Source organism: Streptococcus sp. CCH8-C6, from assembly GCF_001557225.1.
Taxonomy (GTDB): Bacteria; Bacillota; Bacilli; order Lactobacillales; family Streptococcaceae; genus Streptococcus; species Streptococcus sanguinis_C.
Map to the genome: position 1 here is coordinate 1 of NZ_LSJN01000085.1, position 19,183 is coordinate 19,183.

The 19,183-nt window shown below is 42.1% G+C and carries 14 protein-coding genes; all 14 read left to right on the top strand.

Features of this window, described 5'->3' with window-relative positions; all coding sequences use genetic code 11:
- The coding region (locus AX677_RS08640) for a Cna B-type domain-containing protein (RefSeq protein WP_156446005.1) at positions 1 to 2,261 on the top strand (2,261 nt) is incomplete at its 5' end.
- Positions 2,262 to 2,493: 232 nt separating this feature from the next.
- Positions 2,494 to 3,372 (top strand): ribosome small subunit-dependent GTPase A, encoded by an 879-nt coding sequence (gene rsgA, locus AX677_RS08645; RefSeq protein WP_060976842.1) that lies wholly within the window; start codon positions 2,494 to 2,496, stop codon positions 3,370 to 3,372.
- Positions 3,373 to 3,383: 11 nt separating this feature from the next.
- Positions 3,384 to 4,043: a ribulose-phosphate 3-epimerase gene (rpe, locus tag AX677_RS08650; protein ID WP_002893879.1), complete on the top strand. Its 660-nt coding sequence runs from the start codon at positions 3,384 to 3,386 to the stop codon at positions 4,041 to 4,043.
- On the top strand, positions 4,036 to 4,668 hold the full coding sequence (locus AX677_RS08655; RefSeq protein WP_060976843.1) for a thiamine diphosphokinase: 633 nt from the start codon (positions 4,036 to 4,038) through the stop codon (positions 4,666 to 4,668). Before rpe ends, AX677_RS08655 begins: the two co-directional genes overlap by 8 nt.
- A gap of 1 nt (position 4,669) precedes the next feature.
- Positions 4,670 to 5,926: a DNA recombination protein RmuC gene (rmuC, locus tag AX677_RS08660; RefSeq protein WP_060976844.1), complete on the top strand. Its 1,257-nt coding sequence runs from the start codon at positions 4,670 to 4,672 to the stop codon at positions 5,924 to 5,926.
- Positions 5,916 to 6,860, top strand: coding sequence for a 3'-5' exoribonuclease YhaM family protein (locus AX677_RS08665; RefSeq protein WP_060976845.1), 945 nt, complete (start codon positions 5,916 to 5,918; stop codon positions 6,858 to 6,860). Before rmuC ends, AX677_RS08665 begins: the two co-directional genes overlap by 11 nt.
- 92 nt (positions 6,861 to 6,952) lie before the next feature.
- Entirely contained in the window at positions 6,953 to 7,768 is an 816-nt protein-coding gene (purR, locus tag AX677_RS08670; RefSeq protein WP_060976846.1) for a pur operon repressor, read from the top strand.
- Between the two features lie 21 nt (positions 7,769 to 7,789).
- On the top strand, positions 7,790 to 8,254 hold the full coding sequence (locus AX677_RS08675) for a hypothetical protein (RefSeq protein WP_004184298.1): 465 nt from the start codon (positions 7,790 to 7,792) through the stop codon (positions 8,252 to 8,254).
- A 215-nt stretch (positions 8,255 to 8,469) separates the two neighbouring features.
- On the top strand, positions 8,470 to 8,883 hold the full coding sequence (gene rpsL / locus AX677_RS08680) for a 30S ribosomal protein S12 (protein WP_002893867.1): 414 nt from the start codon (positions 8,470 to 8,472) through the stop codon (positions 8,881 to 8,883).
- Positions 8,884 to 8,902: 19 nt separating this feature from the next.
- Entirely contained in the window at positions 8,903 to 9,373 is a 471-nt protein-coding gene (gene rpsG, locus AX677_RS08685) for a 30S ribosomal protein S7 (protein ID WP_002893865.1), read from the top strand.
- Between the two features lie 241 nt (positions 9,374 to 9,614).
- Positions 9,615 to 11,696: an elongation factor G gene (fusA, locus tag AX677_RS08690; protein WP_002908654.1), complete on the top strand. Its 2,082-nt coding sequence runs from the start codon at positions 9,615 to 9,617 to the stop codon at positions 11,694 to 11,696.
- Positions 11,697 to 12,018: 322 nt separating this feature from the next.
- Entirely contained in the window at positions 12,019 to 13,026 is a 1,008-nt protein-coding gene (gene gap / locus AX677_RS08695) for a type I glyceraldehyde-3-phosphate dehydrogenase (RefSeq protein ID WP_002899102.1), read from the top strand.
- A gap of 223 nt (positions 13,027 to 13,249) precedes the next feature.
- Positions 13,250 to 14,446 (top strand): phosphoglycerate kinase, encoded by a 1,197-nt coding sequence (gene pgk, locus AX677_RS08700; protein ID WP_060976847.1) that lies wholly within the window; start codon positions 13,250 to 13,252, stop codon positions 14,444 to 14,446.
- A 180-nt stretch (positions 14,447 to 14,626) separates the two neighbouring features.
- Positions 14,627 to 19,054 (top strand): antigen I/II family LPXTG-anchored adhesin, encoded by a 4,428-nt coding sequence (locus AX677_RS08705; protein ID WP_060976848.1) that lies wholly within the window; start codon positions 14,627 to 14,629, stop codon positions 19,052 to 19,054.
- Positions 19,055 to 19,183 lie beyond the last annotated feature (129 nt).

Genomic DNA, 19,183 nt, shown 5'->3' on the forward strand with positions numbered 1-19,183 from the left:
AGTACGCAGCAGGCCAAGAAATTGTTTATACTGTTGCAGAAGAAGCTGTCTCAGGCTACACGAGCAGGGTGGATGGCTACAACATCACCAACTCTTACACTCCAGAGACAACGACTGTGTCTGGCAGCAAGACTTGGGAAGATGGCGATAACCAGGATGGCAAGCGCCCAGCTTCTATCACAGTTAATCTGCTAGCTGACGGTCAAAAAGTCAATACCCAAACAGTTAGTGAGGCAGAAGGCTGGTCTTACAACTTTACTGACTTGCCAGTCTATAAGGATGGCCAACGGATTACCTATACAGTAACGGAAGAAGCTGTTCCAGGTTATTCAACTAATCTTAATGGCTACAATATCACTAACTCTTATACACCAGAGAAGACAGAAATCACTGCCAGCAAGACCTGGAATGACAGCGATAATCAAGACGGCAAGCGTCCAACTAAGATTAGCATTAGGTTGATGAAGACAGTCGGCGGTGTCAAGACAGAAGTCGCTAGCAAGGAAGTGACGGCTGCTGATCAATGGCAAACCAAATTTGAAAATCTGCCAGTCTATGAAAATGGTCAGAAGATTGATTACTCTATCGAAGAGGATGATGTAGCTGGCTACACTAAAGAAATCAAAGATTTCACTGTTACCAACTCTTACACTCCAGAGATGATCAAGATTTCCGGTCAAAAGGTCTGGGATGACGCTGATAACCAAGATGGCAAGCGTCCAGCTTCTGTTAAAGTTAAGGTGAAAAATGGCGATACTGTCGTAGATGAGCTGGAAGTAACGGCTGCTAACGATTGGAAGTTTGAATCTAAAGCTCTTCCTAAGTATGCAGCAGGTCAAGAGATTGCCTATACTGTCACTGAAGAAGCGGTTGCGGAATATCAAACTAAGATTGATAAGTTCACCATTACCAATTCTTACACTCCTCAAAGTACGGAGTATGCTGTTACGAAGGTCTGGGATGATGCTAATAACCAAGATGGCAAGCGTCCAGCTTCTATCATAGTGCAACTGTATAGCTCAGTAAACGGTCAAGAGCCAGTTGCTGTCGCAGGTAAGACATTGACCTTGACGGCTGATAATGAGGCAGCTGCTAACACTTGGAAAGCAAGCTTCACCAATCTGCCTCAATTTGACAAGGGGCAGGAGATTACCTACTCTGTCAAAGAGGATGATGCAACAGTAGCCGCTTTGAAAGAAAAGGGTTACAGTCCGAAAGTAGAAGGTCAGAAGATTACCAACTCTCATACTCCAGAGCAGGTTAAAGTTTCTGGTCAGAAAGTCTGGGATGACGCAGATGATCAAGACGGCAAACGTCCAACATCTATTACAGTTAAAGTAATGGATGGAAGCACTATTGTTGATACACTTGAAGTAACAGCTGCTAATGGATGGAAGTTTGAATCTAAAGACCTGCCTAAATATAGAAATGGTCAAGAGATTGCCTACACACTTAAAGAAGATGCTGTTGCTCAGTATGAAACTAAGATTGATAAGTTCACCGTTACCAACTCCTACACACCGGAAACTATTAAAGTCTCTGGCCAAAAGGTTTGGGATGATGCTAATAATCAAGACGGCAAGCGCCCAGCATCTATCAAGGTCAAGATTTTGGACGGAGATAAGGTGGTAGATGAGCTGGAAGTGACAGCAGCTACTGACTGGAAGTTTGAGTCCAAAGATCTACCTAAGAATAAGAAGGGCAAGAAAATCAACTATACAGTCCTTGAAGAAGTGACAGTTGAGGGTTATAGCAGCAGCCAAGAACAAGCAACAGATGGCAGCTTCACTTTGACTAATAGCTATAAACCAACACAGATTGCTGTTAAGGGAACTGCGGTATGGTCAGATGCTGAAAATCAAGATAAGGTTCGACCTTCCAAGATTACTGTTCGCCTCTTGGCAGATGGCAAGCCAATCAAAGAAGAGGTTGTGTCAGGAGAAAATGGTTGGCAGTATGACTTTAGCGGCCTTCCTAAGTACAAGGACGGCAAGGAAATTGTCTATAGTGTTGAGGCTGATCCAGTTGATGGCTACAAGCTTGAGATTAACGGTACTCAGCTGACCTTTAGTCATATCCCTGCTAAGAAAGAGGCTGTTGAAGGAGCGGTAAATAATAAGCCAGGCGGTCAAGCTCCGAAAGTCGGAGGGAAAGCTCTTCCTCGTACTGGACAGGAAGAAAATCTCCTTGTTACTATTCTTGGCTTCCTAGCAGCGCTTCTCGCAGGAGGAATGCTGATGGCTAAGGCAAAACGCAGCTAATCAGTTTTGTGACTTACTGAAATTACAGTAAATATCTTATTTGATATAAAAAGCGAACAGGTTCTTTAGAGCTTGTTCGCTTTTTTTATGCCAGTTTCATCCTAGGTATTTTAAAATAGCTACTTTCTATGAAAAATGAAGCAAACCTTAAGAAATGCCTTCTATGCAAAACAAGCAAGCTAAATCTCGCATTTTTTGTTATAATGAGTGTATTAACTTTTAAGGAGCAATCTTGCAAGGAAAAATCATTAAGGCTCTGGCTGGTTTCTATTATGTAGAGTCGGACGGACAGGTTTATCAAACCAGAGCGCGGGGTAATTTTCGCAAAAAAGGGCAGACACCTTATGTCGGTGATGAAGTCGAATTTTCAGCTGGAAAAGACTCGGAAGGCTATATTTTAAAAATAGGAGAGCGAAAGAACAGTCTCGTTCGGCCGCCGATTGTCAATATCGACCAGGCAGTTGTAATCATGAGCGCGAAAGAGCCAGATTTCAATGCCAATCTGTTGGATCGCTTTCTGGTGCTTTTGGAGCATAAGCGGATCCATCCTATTATCTACATCAGCAAGTTAGACCTGCTTGAAGATGAGCAGAGCTTGGATGCCTATGTACAGTCCTACCAGGCCATCGGCTATGAGGTCGTTAAAGCAACTGAGGAGTTGTTGCCGCTGCTGACAGGGAAAATTACTGTTTTCATGGGACAGACTGGGGTTGGAAAGTCCACCCTGCTCAATAAAATCGCCCCAGACCTGCAGCTGGAAACAGGAGAGATTTCTGAAAGTCTGGGCCGAGGCCGTCATACGACACGGGCTGTCAGCTTTTACAATCTAAACGGTGGGAAGATTGCCGATACACCAGGTTTTTCGTCTTTGGATTATGAGGTGACTACAGCTGAAGATCTCAATCAAGCTTTTCCAGAGATTGCTGAGGTCAGCCAGTCCTGTAAGTTTCGTACTTGCACTCATACCCACGAGCCAGCTTGTGCCGTTAAGCCAGCAGTTGAGTCCGGCCAGATAGCGTCATTACGCTTTGATAATTACCTGCAGTTTCTCAGCGAGATTGAAAATCGTCGAGAAACTTATAAAAAAGTTGCCAAAAAAAATTCTAAATAAGGAGAAGAACTATGACTTCATTCAAAATTGCCCCTTCAATCTTAAGTGCGGACTATGCTAATTTTGAATCAGAACTGAAAAAGTTAGAAGCAACAGGTGCTGAGTACGCCCATATCGATATTATGGATGGTCATTTTGTACCCAATATCAGCTTTGGGGCTGGGGTTGTTGCCAGTATGCGTCCTCACAGCAAGCTAGTCTTTGACTGCCATTTGATGGTTTCCAATCCTGAGCACCATATCGAAGAATTCGCTCGTGCCGGTGCAGATATTATCAGCATCCATGCCGAAGCGACGCCACATATCCACGGAGCGCTGCAGAAGATTCGAGCAGCAGGGGTCAAGCCTAGTGTTGTGATTAATCCGGGAACACCAGTCGAAGCAGTCAAAAATGTTTTGAATTTGGTTGATCAAGTCCTTGTGATGACAGTTAATCCAGGCTTTGGCGGTCAGGCCTTTCTGCCAGAAACCATGGATAAGATCCGTGAGCTGGTCGTTCTGCGTGAAGTCAATCAGCTGAATTTTGATATTGAAGTGGATGGCGGTATTGACGATAAGACCATTGGAATTGCTAAAGAAGCTGGTGCCAATGTCTTCGTAGCAGGCAGCTATGTCTTTAAGGGTGATGTCAATCATCAAGTTCAGACCTTACGGGATGCCCTGCATGACTAAGGTTGCACTGTTTGCTGGCGGGAATTTGGAGCATTTTAGCTTAGATTTTGATGTTTTAGTCGGAGTAGACCGTGGAAGCCTCTTTCTGCTTGAGCAGGGAGTTTGTCCTGACTTGGCTGTCGGGGATTTTGACTCTGTGACCGAGGAAGAATTGCTGCGCATAAAAGATAGTGCCAAGGAAGTCGTTCAGGCCCATCCTGAAAAGGATGATACGGACCTGGAGTTAGCTGTTCTAGCTTGTTTTGAGCGCTATCCAGATGCTTGTTTGACTATTTTTGGAGCCTTTGGGGGCCGTCTGGATCATGCCTTGGCCAATGTCTTCCTGCCCAGTAATGAAAAAATTGCACAATATATGGAAAAGATTTTTCTAGAAGACGAACAGAATCTGCTGACCTATGTTCCCAAGGGGCGCCATGAAATCAGGCCGGTAACTGGTATGCGTTATCTAGCCTTTCTGCCATCGGATGATGCTGCCTTAACGATTGAGGGCGCCAAATATCCGCTCAATAAAGATAACTTTTTTTTCAAAAAAGTGTATGCTTCTAACGAATTTATAGATAAGCCCATTTATTTGGACTTTGATAGCGGCTATACAGTCGTCATTTACAGCAAAGACAGGAGCTGATATGGAGTTTATAATCATCCTCATTCTTTTGGGAAATCTAGTGCTGACCTTTCTTTTATGGCAAAAGCATAGTCAGCAGACCGAGACGCTAAAGCAAGTCTTGGAAAATCAGGCAGATCATCTATCGGATCAGTTGGACTATCGCTTGGAGCAGGAAAGTCAGAAAAAGCAAACGGCTCAGAAAGAGCTGGAATTATCTCTTGGAGACCGTTTAAGCGAGGTCAGGACAGATTTGCACCGCAACTTGACAGAGCTGCGCTTGGAAATCAGTGACAACCTGACCAAGAATCGGGATAAAACTGACGAGCGTATGCGGCAGATTCAAGAGTCCAATGAAACACGTCTAGAGCAGATGCGGCAGACTGTTGAAGAAAAACTGGAAAAAACACTTCAGACTCGTCTTCAGACTTCTTTTGAGACCGTTTCTAAGCAGTTGGAGTCTGTTAATCGCGGCTTGGGAGAAATGCAGAGTGTTGCCCGAGATGTCGGCACACTGAATAAGGTCTTATCCAACACCAAGACTCGGGGGATTCTAGGGGAACTGCAGCTGGGGCAGATTATTGAGGACATCATGACGGCCAGTCAGTATGAGCGAGAGTTTGTGACGGTGGCTGGATCCAGCGAGCGTGTCGAATATGCCATTAAACTGCCAGGACAGACGGAGCATGAATATGTCTATCTGCCCATTGATTCTAAGTTTCCTCTAGCTGATTACTACCGTTTGGAAGATGCTTATGAGTCTGGCAGCAAGGAAGAAATTGAGCTCTATCGCAAATCTCTCTTAGCAAGTGTTAAACGCTTTGCCAAGGATATTAAGAGTAAATATCTGGCACCGCCAGCTACGACCAATTTTGGCATTATGTTTCTGCCAACGGAAGGTCTCTATTCGGAAGTTGTCCGCAATCCAGCCTTTTTTGACAGTTTGCGGAGGGAGGAGCAGATTGTGGTTGCGGGGCCATCTACCCTCTCTGCTCTGCTCAATTCACTGTCTGTTGGCTTTAAAACGCTCAATATTCAAAAAAGTGCGGACGACATCAGCAAGGTTCTGGGCTCTGTCAAATCCGAGTTTAACAAGTTCGGTGGAATTCTGACCAAGGCACAGAAACATTTGCAGCATGCTTCGGGCAATATTGATGAACTATTAACCCGGCGGACAGGAGCTATCGAAAGAACCTTACGCCATATTGAGCTGTCTGACCAAGACCTCGATTTGAACTTACTTGATTTTTCAGAAGAAAGGGAAAACAATGAAGATTAATCAAATGAAAAAAGATGAACTGTTTGAAGGTTTCTATCTGATCAAGTCAGCAGAAGTCCGTCAGACAAGGGCTGGGAAAAATTATCTGGCTTTTACTTTCCAAGACGATACAGGGGTAATCGAGGGCAAACTCTGGGATGCTCAGCCACATAATGTTGAAGAATTCACTGCTGGCAAGGTTGTGCACATGCAAGGCCGACGGGAAGTCTACAATAACACACCCCAGGTCAATCAACTGACCCTGCGTCTTCCTAAGGCTGGAGAGCCCAATGATCCAGCGGATTTCAAGGAAAAACCGCCAGTAGACCAGAAAGAAATCCGAGACTATTTATCTCAGATGATTTTTAAGATTGAGAATTCGGTCTGGCAGCGCGTGGTCCGCTCGCTTTATAGCAAGTACGACAAGGAGTTTTATTATTATCCAGCTGCCAAGACCAATCACCATGCTTTTGAGTCTGGCCTAGCCTTTCATACCGCTACTATGGTCAAGCTGGCAGATGCTATCGGAGACATTTATCCTCAGCTTAATAAAAGCTTGCTCTTTGCTGGGATCATGCTTCATGATTTGGCCAAGGTTATTGAGCTCAGCGGTCCGGAAAATACCGAGTACACCGTGCGAGGCAATCTGATTGGTCACATTGCTTTGATTGATGAGGAACTGACCAAGACCTTGATAGAGCTGAAAATTGATGATAGCAAGGAAGAAGTAATCGTCCTGCGCCATGTCCTTCTCAGCCACCACGGTCTCTTGGAATATGGCAGTCCTGTACGGCCTAAGATTATGGAGGCAGAAATCCTGCACATGATTGATAATCTGGATGCGGAGATGATGATGATGACTGCTGCTTTGGGACTTGTTGATCCAGGTGAAATGAGCAATAAAATATTCGCTCTTGAAGGCCGTTCCTTCTACAAACCAAAACTTGAACAGTAAAATACGAAAAATGGACATTACTTGGAAAAGAATGTTCGTTTTTTTGTTTCTGTTATGGTATAATGAATAAAATAACTTTAATTGGTGAAAAAATGAAATTAAGAAGAAGTGAGCGTATGGTGGTTATTTCCAATTATTTGATTAACCATCCTTATGAATTAACGAGCTTAAATACATTTGCAGAAAAATACGAATCTGCCAAATCTTCTATTTCAGAAGATATTGTCATTATTAAGCGAGCCTTTGAAGAGATTGAAATTGGGACTATCGAAACGATTACTGGTGCTGGTGGAGGGGTGATTTTCAGCCCATCCATCTCAGATACAGAAGCTAAGACTATTGTACAAGGTCTTTGTGATCAGCTATCTGAAAGCAATCGGATTCTTCCGGGGGACTACATTTACCTATCTGATCTGCTCAGTACTCCATCCATTTTGAATAATATCGGACGGATCATTGCCAAAAGCTTTAAAGATCAACAGATTGATGCTGTCATGACGGTTGCTACTAAGGGTGTTCCTTTGGCCAATGCAGTAGCCAATGTTCTCAATGTACCTTTTGTCATCGTTCGTCGGGATTTAAAGATTACAGAAGGGTCAACTGTCAGTGTCAACTACGTATCGGGCTCCAGCGGAGATCGTATTGAAAAGATGTTCTTGTCCAAGCGCAGTCTCAAGGCCGGCAGCCGCGTATTGATTGTAGATGACTTCCTCAAAGGCGGGGGGACCATTACAGGGATGATTAGCCTCTTATCAGAGTTTGACTCTGAGTTGGCAGGTGTAGCTGTTTTTGCGGACAACGCTCAGGCCAATCGCGATTATCTGGACTATAAATCGCTCTTGAAAGTAACCAATATTGATGTCAAGGCGAATACCATTGATGTGGAAATTGGAAATATTTTTGATTAGGGAAAAGGGCGGAGATTATAGATGAAAACAGTTTTAGAAAAGTTTGACCACAGTCCGCTGTGGATTCGTTTAGGAGTATTGTCGATTTTATTTGGGATTCTGATTACCGGCATGGTTTTTGTGCAGGGCCAGTCTAATTCCACCAGAAATTCAGTTAGTTCAGCCGCCAGCATCGCATCAAGTAGCTCTTCCTTACAGCTATCTTCTGCTCAAAAAGAAGCACAGGAAAAAGAAATTCAGGAAGAGGAGCAAGCAGTTCAGGCCGCAGAAGAAGCAGTTAAACGGCTTGAAAACATGCAAACTTTGGAAGATTTGCAGCTGGCTAAGACTGCAGTAGAGAAGGTTAAGGATGCAGCGACGAAGGCTAGATTCCAAAGCCGTATTCAGGCGATAGCAGTCTTGATTGACCCAGAAGGGGCTCAGGCAGCTGTTTCTGAAAATCCAGCTGCTGCATCAGAAGAAGCAGTGGCTCAGCCGCAGCAATAAGTTAGCAGCAATCTAATAAGCAGAGATAAGCTTAAAATAGAAAAAATGTATTGACAGAAAAGTATCGTCGTGCTATAATGATAGACGGTACTTTTTACTTTTGGTCTCTCAAAAGTGTACAGAGACGTGCTGACAAATGTTGCAAAAGTACACGCAGATGGTAGCTGTCACCAAGTGTATCATCACCAAAATTAAAAAAATACAGGAGAATGTAGATGCCTACAATTAACCAATTGGTTCGCAAACCGCGTAAATCAAAAGTAGAAAAATCTAAATCACCAGCTTTGAACGTTGGTTACAACAGCCATAAAAAAGTTCAAACAAACGTATCTTCACCACAAAAACGTGGAGTTGCAACTCGTGTCGGAACTATGACACCTAAGAAACCGAACTCTGCCCTTCGTAAATTTGCCCGTGTACGTCTGAGCAACCTGATTGAAGTTACAGCTTACATCCCAGGTATCGGACACAACCTGCAAGAGCACAGCGTAGTGCTTCTTCGTGGTGGACGTGTAAAAGACCTTCCAGGGGTACGTTACCATATCGTCCGCGGTGCACTTGATACAGCAGGTGTTACTGATCGTAAACAAGGCCGTTCTAAATACGGTACTAAAAAACCAAAAGCATAAGGAAAGGGGAGAAAGATAAATGAGTCGTAAAAACCAAGCGCCTAAGCGCGAAGTATTGCCAGATCCGCTTTACAATTCAAAATTAGTTACTCGTCTTATCAACCGCGTTATGCTTGATGGTAAGCGTGGTACAGCGGCTTCTATCGTTTACGGAGCTTTTGACCAAATCAAAGAAGCAACTGGAAACGATGCGCTGGAAGTATTTGAAACAGCTATGGAAAACATCATGCCTGTACTTGAAGTTCGTGCTCGCCGTGTCGGTGGTTCAAACTACCAAGTTCCGGTTGAAGTTCGTCCAGAACGTCGTACAACACTTGGACTTCGCTGGTTGGTAACTATTGCTCGTCAACGTGGTGAGCACACAATGGTTGACCGCCTTGCAAAAGAAATCTTGGATGCATCTAACAACACTGGTGCAGCTGTTAAGAAACGTGAAGACACTCACCGTATGGCAGAAGCTAACCGTGCCTTCGCACACTTCCGTTGGTAAGAATAAGATACTAAGGGCGTTAAAAAAGCGACTGAAAATTAGGAAGCTTGACACAGAATCAAAGGTTCTAGAAAAGCTTATCTATTTTCCGAGCTTTTAGCCCGAGTTCAATTCAACTTATCTACAAGTTGAGACCAACAAAAACAAGATAAACATTGAGAACGGGTAGGTCCTGCCTATCCGTTTTTGCTAAATCATGTTATAATAAATTGTAAAATAAATTAATAGGAGAAATAACCAAATGGCTCGCGAATTTTCACTTGAAAAAACTCGTAATATCGGTATCATGGCCCACGTCGATGCTGGTAAAACAACAACAACTGAGCGTATTCTTTACTACACTGGTAAAATCCACAAAATCGGTGAAACTCACGAAGGTGCGTCACAAATGGACTGGATGGAGCAAGAGCAAGAACGTGGTATCACTATCACATCTGCTGCGACAACTGCTCAATGGAACAACCACCGCGTAAACATCATCGACACACCAGGACACGTGGACTTCACAATCGAAGTACAACGTTCTCTTCGTGTCTTGGACGGTGCGGTAACCGTTCTTGACTCACAATCAGGTGTTGAGCCTCAAACTGAAACAGTTTGGCGCCAAGCAACTGAGTACGGAGTTCCTCGTATCGTATTTGCTAACAAGATGGACAAGATTGGTGCTGACTTCCTTTACTCAGTAAGCACTTTGCATGATCGTCTTCAAGCAAACGCTCATCCAATCCAATTGCCAATTGGTTCAGAAGATGACTTCCGCGGAATTATCGACTTGATCAAGATGAAGGCTGAAATCTATACTAACGACCTTGGTACAGATATTTTGGAAGAAGATATCCCAGCTGAATACCTTGAGCAAGCTCAAGAATACCGTGAAAAATTAGTGGAAGCAGTTGCTGAAACTGATGAAGATTTGATGATGAAATACCTTGAAGGTGAAGAAATCACTAACGAAGAATTGAAAGCTGCTATCCGTAAAGCGACTATCAACGTTGAGTTCTTCCCAGTATTGTGTGGTTCTGCCTTTAAGAACAAGGGTGTTCAGTTGATGCTTGATGCAGTTATTGATTACTTGCCAAGCCCGCTTGACATCCCAGCGATCAAAGGTATCAACCCAGATACAGAAGAAGAAGAAACTCGTCCAGCATCTGACGAAGAGCCATTTGCAGCTCTTGCCTTCAAGATTGCAACAGATCCATTCGTAGGTCGTTTGACCTTCTTCCGTGTTTACTCAGGTGTTCTTCAATCCGGTTCTTATGTAATGAACACTTCGAAAGGTAAACGTGAGCGCATCGGACGTCTTGTGCAATTACATGCCAATAGTCGTCAAGAAATTGAAACCGTTTATGCTGGGGATATTGCAGCTGCTATTGGTTTGAAGGATACGACTACTGGTGACTCATTGACAGATGAAAAAGCAAAAGTGATTCTTGAGTCGATCCACGTTCCAGAGCCTGTTATCCAGCTTATGGTTGAGCCTAAGTCTAAGGCTGACCAAGACAAGATGGGTATTGCTCTGCAAAAACTGGCTGAAGAAGATCCAACTTTCCGCGTTGAAACAAACGTTGAAACTGGTGAAACAGTTATCTCTGGTATGGGTGAGCTTCACTTGGATGTCCTTGTTGACCGTATGCGTCGTGAGTTCAAGGTTGAAGCAAACGTAGGTGCTCCTCAAGTATCTTACCGTGAAACATTCCGCGCTTCTACTCAAGCTCGTGGATTCTTCAAACGCCAATCTGGTGGTAAAGGTCAATTCGGTGATGTTTGGATCGAGTTTACACCAAACGAAGAAGGAAAAGGCTTCGAGTTTGAAAATGCTATCGTCGGTGGTGTGGTTCCACGTGAATTCATCCCAGCGGTAGAAAAAGGTTTGGTTGAGTCAATGGCGAACGGTGTCCTTGCTGGTTACCCAATCGTTGACGTGAAAGCGAAACTTTACGATGGTTCATACCACGATGTCGACTCATCTGAAACAGCCTTCAAGGTTGCTGCATCACTTGCTTTGAAAGAAGCTGCTAAGACTGCTCAGCCTGCTATCCTTGAGCCAATGATGTTGGTAACAATCACTGTTCCTGAAGAAAATCTTGGTGACGTTATGGGTCACGTAACAGCTCGTCGTGGACGTGTTGACGGTATGGAAGCGCATGGTAACAGCCAAATCGTTCGTGCCTATGTGCCACTTGCTGAAATGTTCGGTTATGCAACAGTTCTTCGTTCAGCATCACAAGGACGCGGTACCTTCATGATGGTATTTGACCACTACGAAGATGTACCTAAGTCAGTACAAGAAGAAATCATTAAGAAAAACAAAGGTGAAGCTTAATCTTTGAGCAAACCTTGGCACTCGCATTTGCGGGTGCTTTTTCTATTTTTTATAGAACCGTCCCCTCAATAAAAAGGGGAAATGATTTGTCTTGTAAGTTGTATTCCTGCATTTTCAAAAGTTACTGCTTTGCTTTTTCAAATCAATGAAAGTCGAAATGAAAGTTAGTGAAAGAATTCATAATACTTGTTAATAACAATGAAATCAGTTGCATTTTACCTCAATTAAGTATATAATAGAAATGTTGAAAGGTGATTTGTAGCAACTCAAGTTACTCTTTTCACATAAAAATTTTTTGATTTTCATAAGGAGGAAATCACGAATGGTAGTTAAAGTTGGTATTAACGGTTTCGGTCGTATCGGTCGTCTTGCTTTCCGTCGTATCCAAAACGTAGAAGGTGTTGAAGTTACTCGCATCAACGACCTTACAGATCCAGTAATGCTTGCACACCTGTTGAAATACGACACAACTCAAGGTCGTTTCGATGGTACTGTTGAAGTTAAAGAAGGTGGATTCGAAGTTAACGGTAAATTCGTTAAAGTTTCTGCTGAACGTGACCCAGAACAAATTGACTGGGCTACTGACGGTGTAGAAATCGTTCTTGAAGCAACTGGTTTCTTTGCTAAGAAAGATGCTGCTGAAAAACACCTTAAAGGTGGAGCTAAGAAAGTTGTTATCACTGCTCCTGGTGGAAACGATGTTAAAACAATTGTATTTAACACTAACCACGACATTCTTGATGGTACTGAAACAGTTATCTCAGGTGCTTCATGTACTACAAACTGTTTGGCTCCAATGGCTAAAGCTCTTCAAGACAACTTCGGTGTTGTTGAAGGATTGATGACTACTATCCACGCTTACACTGGTGACCAAATGATCCTTGACGGACCACACCGTGGTGGTGACCTTCGTCGTGCTCGCGCTGGTGCTGCAAACATCGTTCCTAACTCAACTGGTGCTGCTAAAGCTATCGGTTTGGTTATCCCAGAATTGAATGGTAAATTGGACGGTTCTGCACAACGCGTTCCAACTCCAACTGGATCAGTTACTGAATTGGTTGCTGTTCTTGAAAAGAACGTAACAGTTGATGAAGTAAACGCAGCTATGAAAGCAGCAGCTAACGAATCATACGGTTACACAGAAGATCCAATCGTATCTTCAGATATCGTAGGTATGGCTTACGGTTCATTGTTCGACGCAACTCAAACTAAAGTTCTTGATGTTGACGGCAAACAATTGGTTAAAGTTGTATCATGGTACGACAACGAAATGTCATACACTGCACAACTTGTACGTACTCTTGAATACTTCGCGAAAATCGCTAAATAATTCAATAGTAGAAGAAAGAGGCTCATTTGAGTCTCTTTTTGTTAATTATTGGGTGATAACAAAGAGATAAGGTGTAGTAATTTTACCCCGGCTAGGTTTTAACTATCATCTGAAATAAGTGCAGTATTCTTCCTTTTTGTGAAAATTTTCTTTATATCAAGAAAACTTTTGGAAAATATGATATAATAGTTGCGTATAAAATATGAAAAGGAGTTTTTGTAACATGGCAAAACTTACTGTTAAAGACGTTGACTTGAAAGGGAAAAAAGTTCTCGTTCGTGTTGACTTTAACGTTCCTGTAAAAGATGGCGTGATCACAAATGACAACCGTATCACTGCAGCTCTTCCAACTATCAAGTACATCCTTGAACAAGGTGGACGTGCAATCCTCTTCTCTCACCTTGGACGTGTAAAAGAAGAAGCAGACAAAGAAGGTAAATCACTTGCTCCTGTAGCTGCTGACTTGGCTGCAAAATTGGGTCAGGACGTTGTTTTCCCAGGTGTAACTCGTGGTGCTGAATTGGAAGCAACAATCAATGCTCTTGAAGATGGACAAGTTCTCTTGGTTGAAAACACTCGTTTTGAAGATGTTGATGGCAAGAAAGAATCTAAAAACGATCCTGAACTTGGTAAATACTGGGCATCACTTGGAGATGGCATCTTCGTAAACGATGCATTCGGTACAGCTCACCGTGCACACGCATCTAACGTTGGTATCTCAGCAAACGTTGAAAAAGCAGTTGCTGGATTCCTTCTTGAAAACGAAATTGCCTACATCCAAGAAGCTGTTGAAGCTCCAGAACGTCCATTCGTAGCTATCCTTGGTGGTTCAAAAGTTTCAGACAAGATCGGTGTTATCGAAAACTTGCTTGAAAAAGCTGATAAAGTTCTTATCGGTGGTGGGATGACTTACACATTCTACAAAGCTCAAGGTATCGAAATCGGTAACTCACTTGTAGAAGAAGACAAATTGGATGTTGCCAAAGCCCTTCTTGAAAAAGCAAACGGCAAATTGATCTTGCCAGTTGACTCAAAAGAAGCAAACGCATTTGCTGACTACACTGAAGTAAAAGACACTGAAGGTGAAGCAGTAGATCCAGGCTTCCTTGGTTTGGACATCGGTCCTAAATCTATCGCTAAATTTGACGAAGCCTTAACTGGTGCGAAAACAGTTGTCTGGAACGGACCTATGGGTGTATTTGAAAACCCTGACTTCCAGGCTGGTACAATCGGAGTCATGGACGCTATCGTAAAACAACCAGGTGTTAAATCAATCATCGGTGGTGGTGACTCAGCGGCTGCAGCCATCAACCTTGGCCGTGCAGACAAGTTCTCATGGATCTCTACTGGTGGTGGTGCTTCAATGGAACTCCTTGAAGGTAAGGTTTTACCAGGTCTTGCAGCACTTACAGAGAAATAAGATATCATATTAAGATGGCTTTTAGCCATCTTTTTATCTAATATTCTGACCTAATTTTGTGTATAAAATGCTTTCATCTGTTCTTTAGAAAAAAAGTAGGTAAAATAGTTGCATACAGTCTGTAAAACTGCTATTATAAACTGATGTATAAAACTAATTATGCTAAAGGAAAGGGATTAAATGAACAAAAGAAAAGAAGTTTTTGGTTTTCGTAAAAGTAAAGTCGCTAAGACTTTATGTGGAGCTGTCTTAGGGGCAGCTTTGATTGCTGTTGCAGATCAGCAAGCTTTGGCTGATGAAGTTACAGAAACAAATAGTACAGCAAATGTAGCAGTCACTACAACTGGAAATCCAGCTACTAATCTGCCTGAAGCACAGGGAGAAGCGACTGAAGCAGCAAGCCAAAGTCAAGCACAGGCTGGTTCTAAAGATGGTGCTCTGCCAGTAGAAGTATCTGCTGATGATTTAAATAAAGCAGTGACGGATGCCAAAGCAGCAGGTGTCAATGTTGTACAAGATCAAACAAGCGATAAAGGGACAGTTACAACTGCTGAAGAAAATGCACAAAAGCAAGCTGAAATCAAGAGTGACTACGCTAAACAAGCTGAAGAAATAAAGAAAACAACGGAAGCTTATAAAAAAGAAGTAGAGGCTCATCAGGCTGAAACAGATAAAATCAATGCTGAAAACAAAGCTGCTGAAGATAAGTATCAAGAAGATTTGAAAGCTCATCAAGCTGAAGTTGAAAAAATCAACAGTGCTAATGCGACAGCAAAGGCAGAATATGAAGCGAAGCTAGCTCAATATCAAAAAGATTTAGCCGCTGTTCAAAAAGCTAATGAAGACAGTCAGCTTGATTATCAAAATAAGCTTTCAGCTTACCAAGCAGAATTGGCTCGTGTTCAAAAAGCGAATGCTGAAGCTAAAGAAGCTTATGAAAAAGCAGTAAAGGAAAATACTGCTAAAAATGCTGCACTCCAAGCTGAAAATGAAGCTATTAAGCAACGCAATGCAACAGCCAAAGCCAACTATGACGCTGCCATGAAGCAGTATGAAGCAGATCTTGCGGCTATTAAAAAAGCTAAGGAAGACAATGATGCTGATTACCAAGCAAAATTAGCAGCTTACCAAGCAGAGCTGGCTCGTGTTCAAAAGGCAAATGCTGATGCTAAAGCAGCCTATGAAAAGGCAGTTGAAGAAAACACAGCTAAAAATACAGCCATTCAAGCTGAAAATGAAGCTATTAAGCAACGGAATGCCGCAGCTAAAGCGACTTATGAAGCAGCATTGAAGCAATATGAAGCAGATTTGGCAGCAGTAAAGAAAGCCAACGAAGACAGTGAAGCTGACTACCAAGCTAAGCTAGCCGAATACCAGACAGAACTAGCTCGCGTTCAAAAGGCAAATGCTGATGCTAAAGCAGCTTATGAGAAGGCCGTTGAAGACAATAATGTAAAAAATGCAGCGCTCCAAGCTGAAAACGAAGAAATCAAGCAACGGAATGCCGCAGCTAAAACTGACTATGAAGCAAAATTAGCTAAATATGAAGCAGATCTTGCCAAATATAAGAAAGAGTTGGCTGAGTATCCGACTAAGTTGAAGGCTTATGAAGATGAGCAGGCCAAAATTAAGGCAGCACTTGTAGAACTTGAAAAGAATAAAGATCAAGATGGTTACTTGTCTAAGCCATCTGCTCAGAGCTTGGTTTATGATTTAGAACCGAATGCTCAACTTGACCTCAAAACAGAAGGAAAACTTCTTACAGCTGCAGCTGTTGATGAAGCCTTTAAGAAAGACACAGTCCAGTATGGTAAAAAGAATCTTCAGTTAGATAACCTGAATGTCAAGGATTTGGAAAACGGTGCTACTACTTCTTCAGTAGAATTGTATGGGAACATTAACAACAAATCTGACTGGACCACCAATGTAGGGAATAAAACTGAAGTTAAATGGGGATCTGTTCTTCTAGAACGTGGTCAAAGCGTAACAGCGACTTATACCAACCTTCAAAATTCCTACTACAACGGTAAAAAGATTTCGAAGATTGTTTACAAATATACTGTAGATCCTTCTTCGCAATTTAAAAATCCTAGTGGAAAAGTTTGGTTGGGAATCTTTACCGACCCTACTCTAGGAGTCTTTGCTTCAGCCTATACGGGTCAAGTAGAAAAAGATACTTCGCTTTTCATTAAAAATGAATTCACCTTCTATGATGAAAATGATCAGCCAATTAATTTTGACAATGCCCTTCTTTCTGTAGCCTCACTTAACCGTGAGCATAACTCTATTGAGATGGCCAAGGATTATAGTGGTAAGTTTATCAAAATCTCAGGTTCATCCATTGGTGAAAAGAATGGCATGATTTATGCTACTGAAACCTTGAACTTTAAACAAGGACAGGGTGGGGCACGTTGGACAATGTATCCAAATGGTCAGCCAGGTTCTGGTTGGGATACCTCTGATGCACCAAACTCTTGGTATGGTGCAGGGGCTATTAGCATGTCAGGCCCTAACAATTACGTTACGGTTGGTGCAACGTCTGCTACTAATGTGATGCCTGTAGCGGAAATGCCTCAAGTACCTGGAAGAGATAATACCGAAGGTAAAAAACCAAACATTTGGTACTCACTCAATGGTAAAATTCGTGCGGTCAACGTTCCAAAAATTACTAAGGAAAAACCAACTCCACCGGTAGCACCAACTGAACCACAAGCTCCTACTTATGAAGTGGAAAAACCATTGGAGCCAGCACCAGTAGTACCAACATATGAAAATGAGCCAACTCCGCCAGTTAAGACTCCAGATCAACCGGAGCCATCAAAACCGGAAGAGCCAACATATGATCCATTGCCAACTCCACCGCTAGCGCCAACTCCTAAGCAGTTGCCGATCCCACCAGTTGTACCGACAGTTCATTTCCACTATAGCAGTTTATTAGCTCAGCCTCAGATTAATAAAGAAATCAAGAATGAGGATGGTGTAGATATTGACCGGACGTTGGTTGCTAAACAGTCAATTGTTAAGTTTGAATTGAAAACTGAAGCCTTGACAGCTGGACGTCCAAAAACTACTTCATTTGTATTGGTAGATCCACTACCAACTGGCTATAAGTTTGACTTGGATGCAACTAAGGCTGCAAGTACAGGTTTTGATACAACTTATGATGAAGCGAGCCACACTGTAACCTTTAAGGCGACTGATGAGACATTGGCAAGCTACAATGCTGACTTAACTAAACCTGTTGAGACTCTTCATCCAACGGTTGTTGGTCGAGTATTGAATGATGGAGCAACTTATACTAATAACTTCACTTTGACAGTCAATGATGCTTATGGCATTAAGTCAAATGTTGTTCGTGTAACGACTCCTGGTAAACCAAATGATCCTGATAATCCAAATAACAACTATATTAAGCCAACGAAAGTAAATAAGAATAAAGAAGGTCTTAATATTGACGGAAAAGAAGTTTTAGCTGGTTCAACCAACTACTACGAATTAACATGGGATTTGGATCAATATAAGGGCGATAAATCTTCTAAGGAAGCAATCCAAAACGGCTTCTATTACGTAGATGATTATCCAGAGGAAGCTTTAGATGTTCGCCCTGATTTGGTTAAGGTTGCAGATGAAAAAGGAAATCAAGTATCAGGTGTCAGCGTTCAACAATATGACAGTCTAGAAGCTGCTCCTAAGAAAGTTCAAGACTTGTTGAAGAAAGCTAACATTACTGTTAAGGGTGCTTTCCAACTCTTCTCTGCTGATAATCCAGAAGAATTTTACAAGCAATATGTAGCAACTGGAACATCACTAGTCATTACAGATCCGATGACTGTTAAGTCTGAATTTGGTAAGACAGGTGGTAAATTCGAAAATCGAGCTTATCAAATTGATTTTGGGAATGGTTATGCTACAGAAATAGTTGTAAATAATGTTCCAAAAATTAGTCCTGAAAAAGATATTACATTGAGTCTTGATCCAACAAGTTCAGAGAATTTGGATGGCAAGGAGATAAGCTTAGGGCAAACCTTTAATTACCGTCTTATCGGCGGCTTAATCCCAGCTAATCATTCAGAGACTTTAACAGACTATAGCTTTGTGGATGATTATGATCAAAGAGGAGATGAGTACACGGGTGCTTACAAAACCTTTGCTAAAGTAGACATCGCGCTCAAAGATGGTCAGATAATAAAGGCTGGTGCAGATTTGACTGAGTATACAGCTGCGAATGTTAATCTTGAAAAGGGCTTGATTTCTATTCGTTTCAAGGAAGAATTCTTAGAGACTATTTCTCTAGATTCAGCTTTTCAGGCTGAAACGTATCTTCAAATGAAAAGGATTGCTGTGGGTACCTTTGAAAATACCTACATCAATACTGTTAATAATGTTTTATATGCTTCAAATACTGTCAAAACAGTTACACCTAAACCAAAAGAACCTCTTGTCCCTGAAGTGAAAGATCCAAGAACTCCTATTCAGGTGGCTAAGAGAGCTCCTATCTCTATTTTGCCAGAAACGGGATCAGAAGATACAGTCTATCTGCCATATCTAGGTTTAGCAGCCATTATTGGTGCTTTAGGTCTAGGAAAATTGAAAGGTAAAGAAGACTGATAATAGATGAGGCTAGGGAATCCCTAGCCTTTTTATGTTTAAAAATATTGCTAAATCTAATGTAGCATAACTATAAATCATTTGTAACATGACAAAAATATAACTCTAAAAAAACTGACATGTAAATGA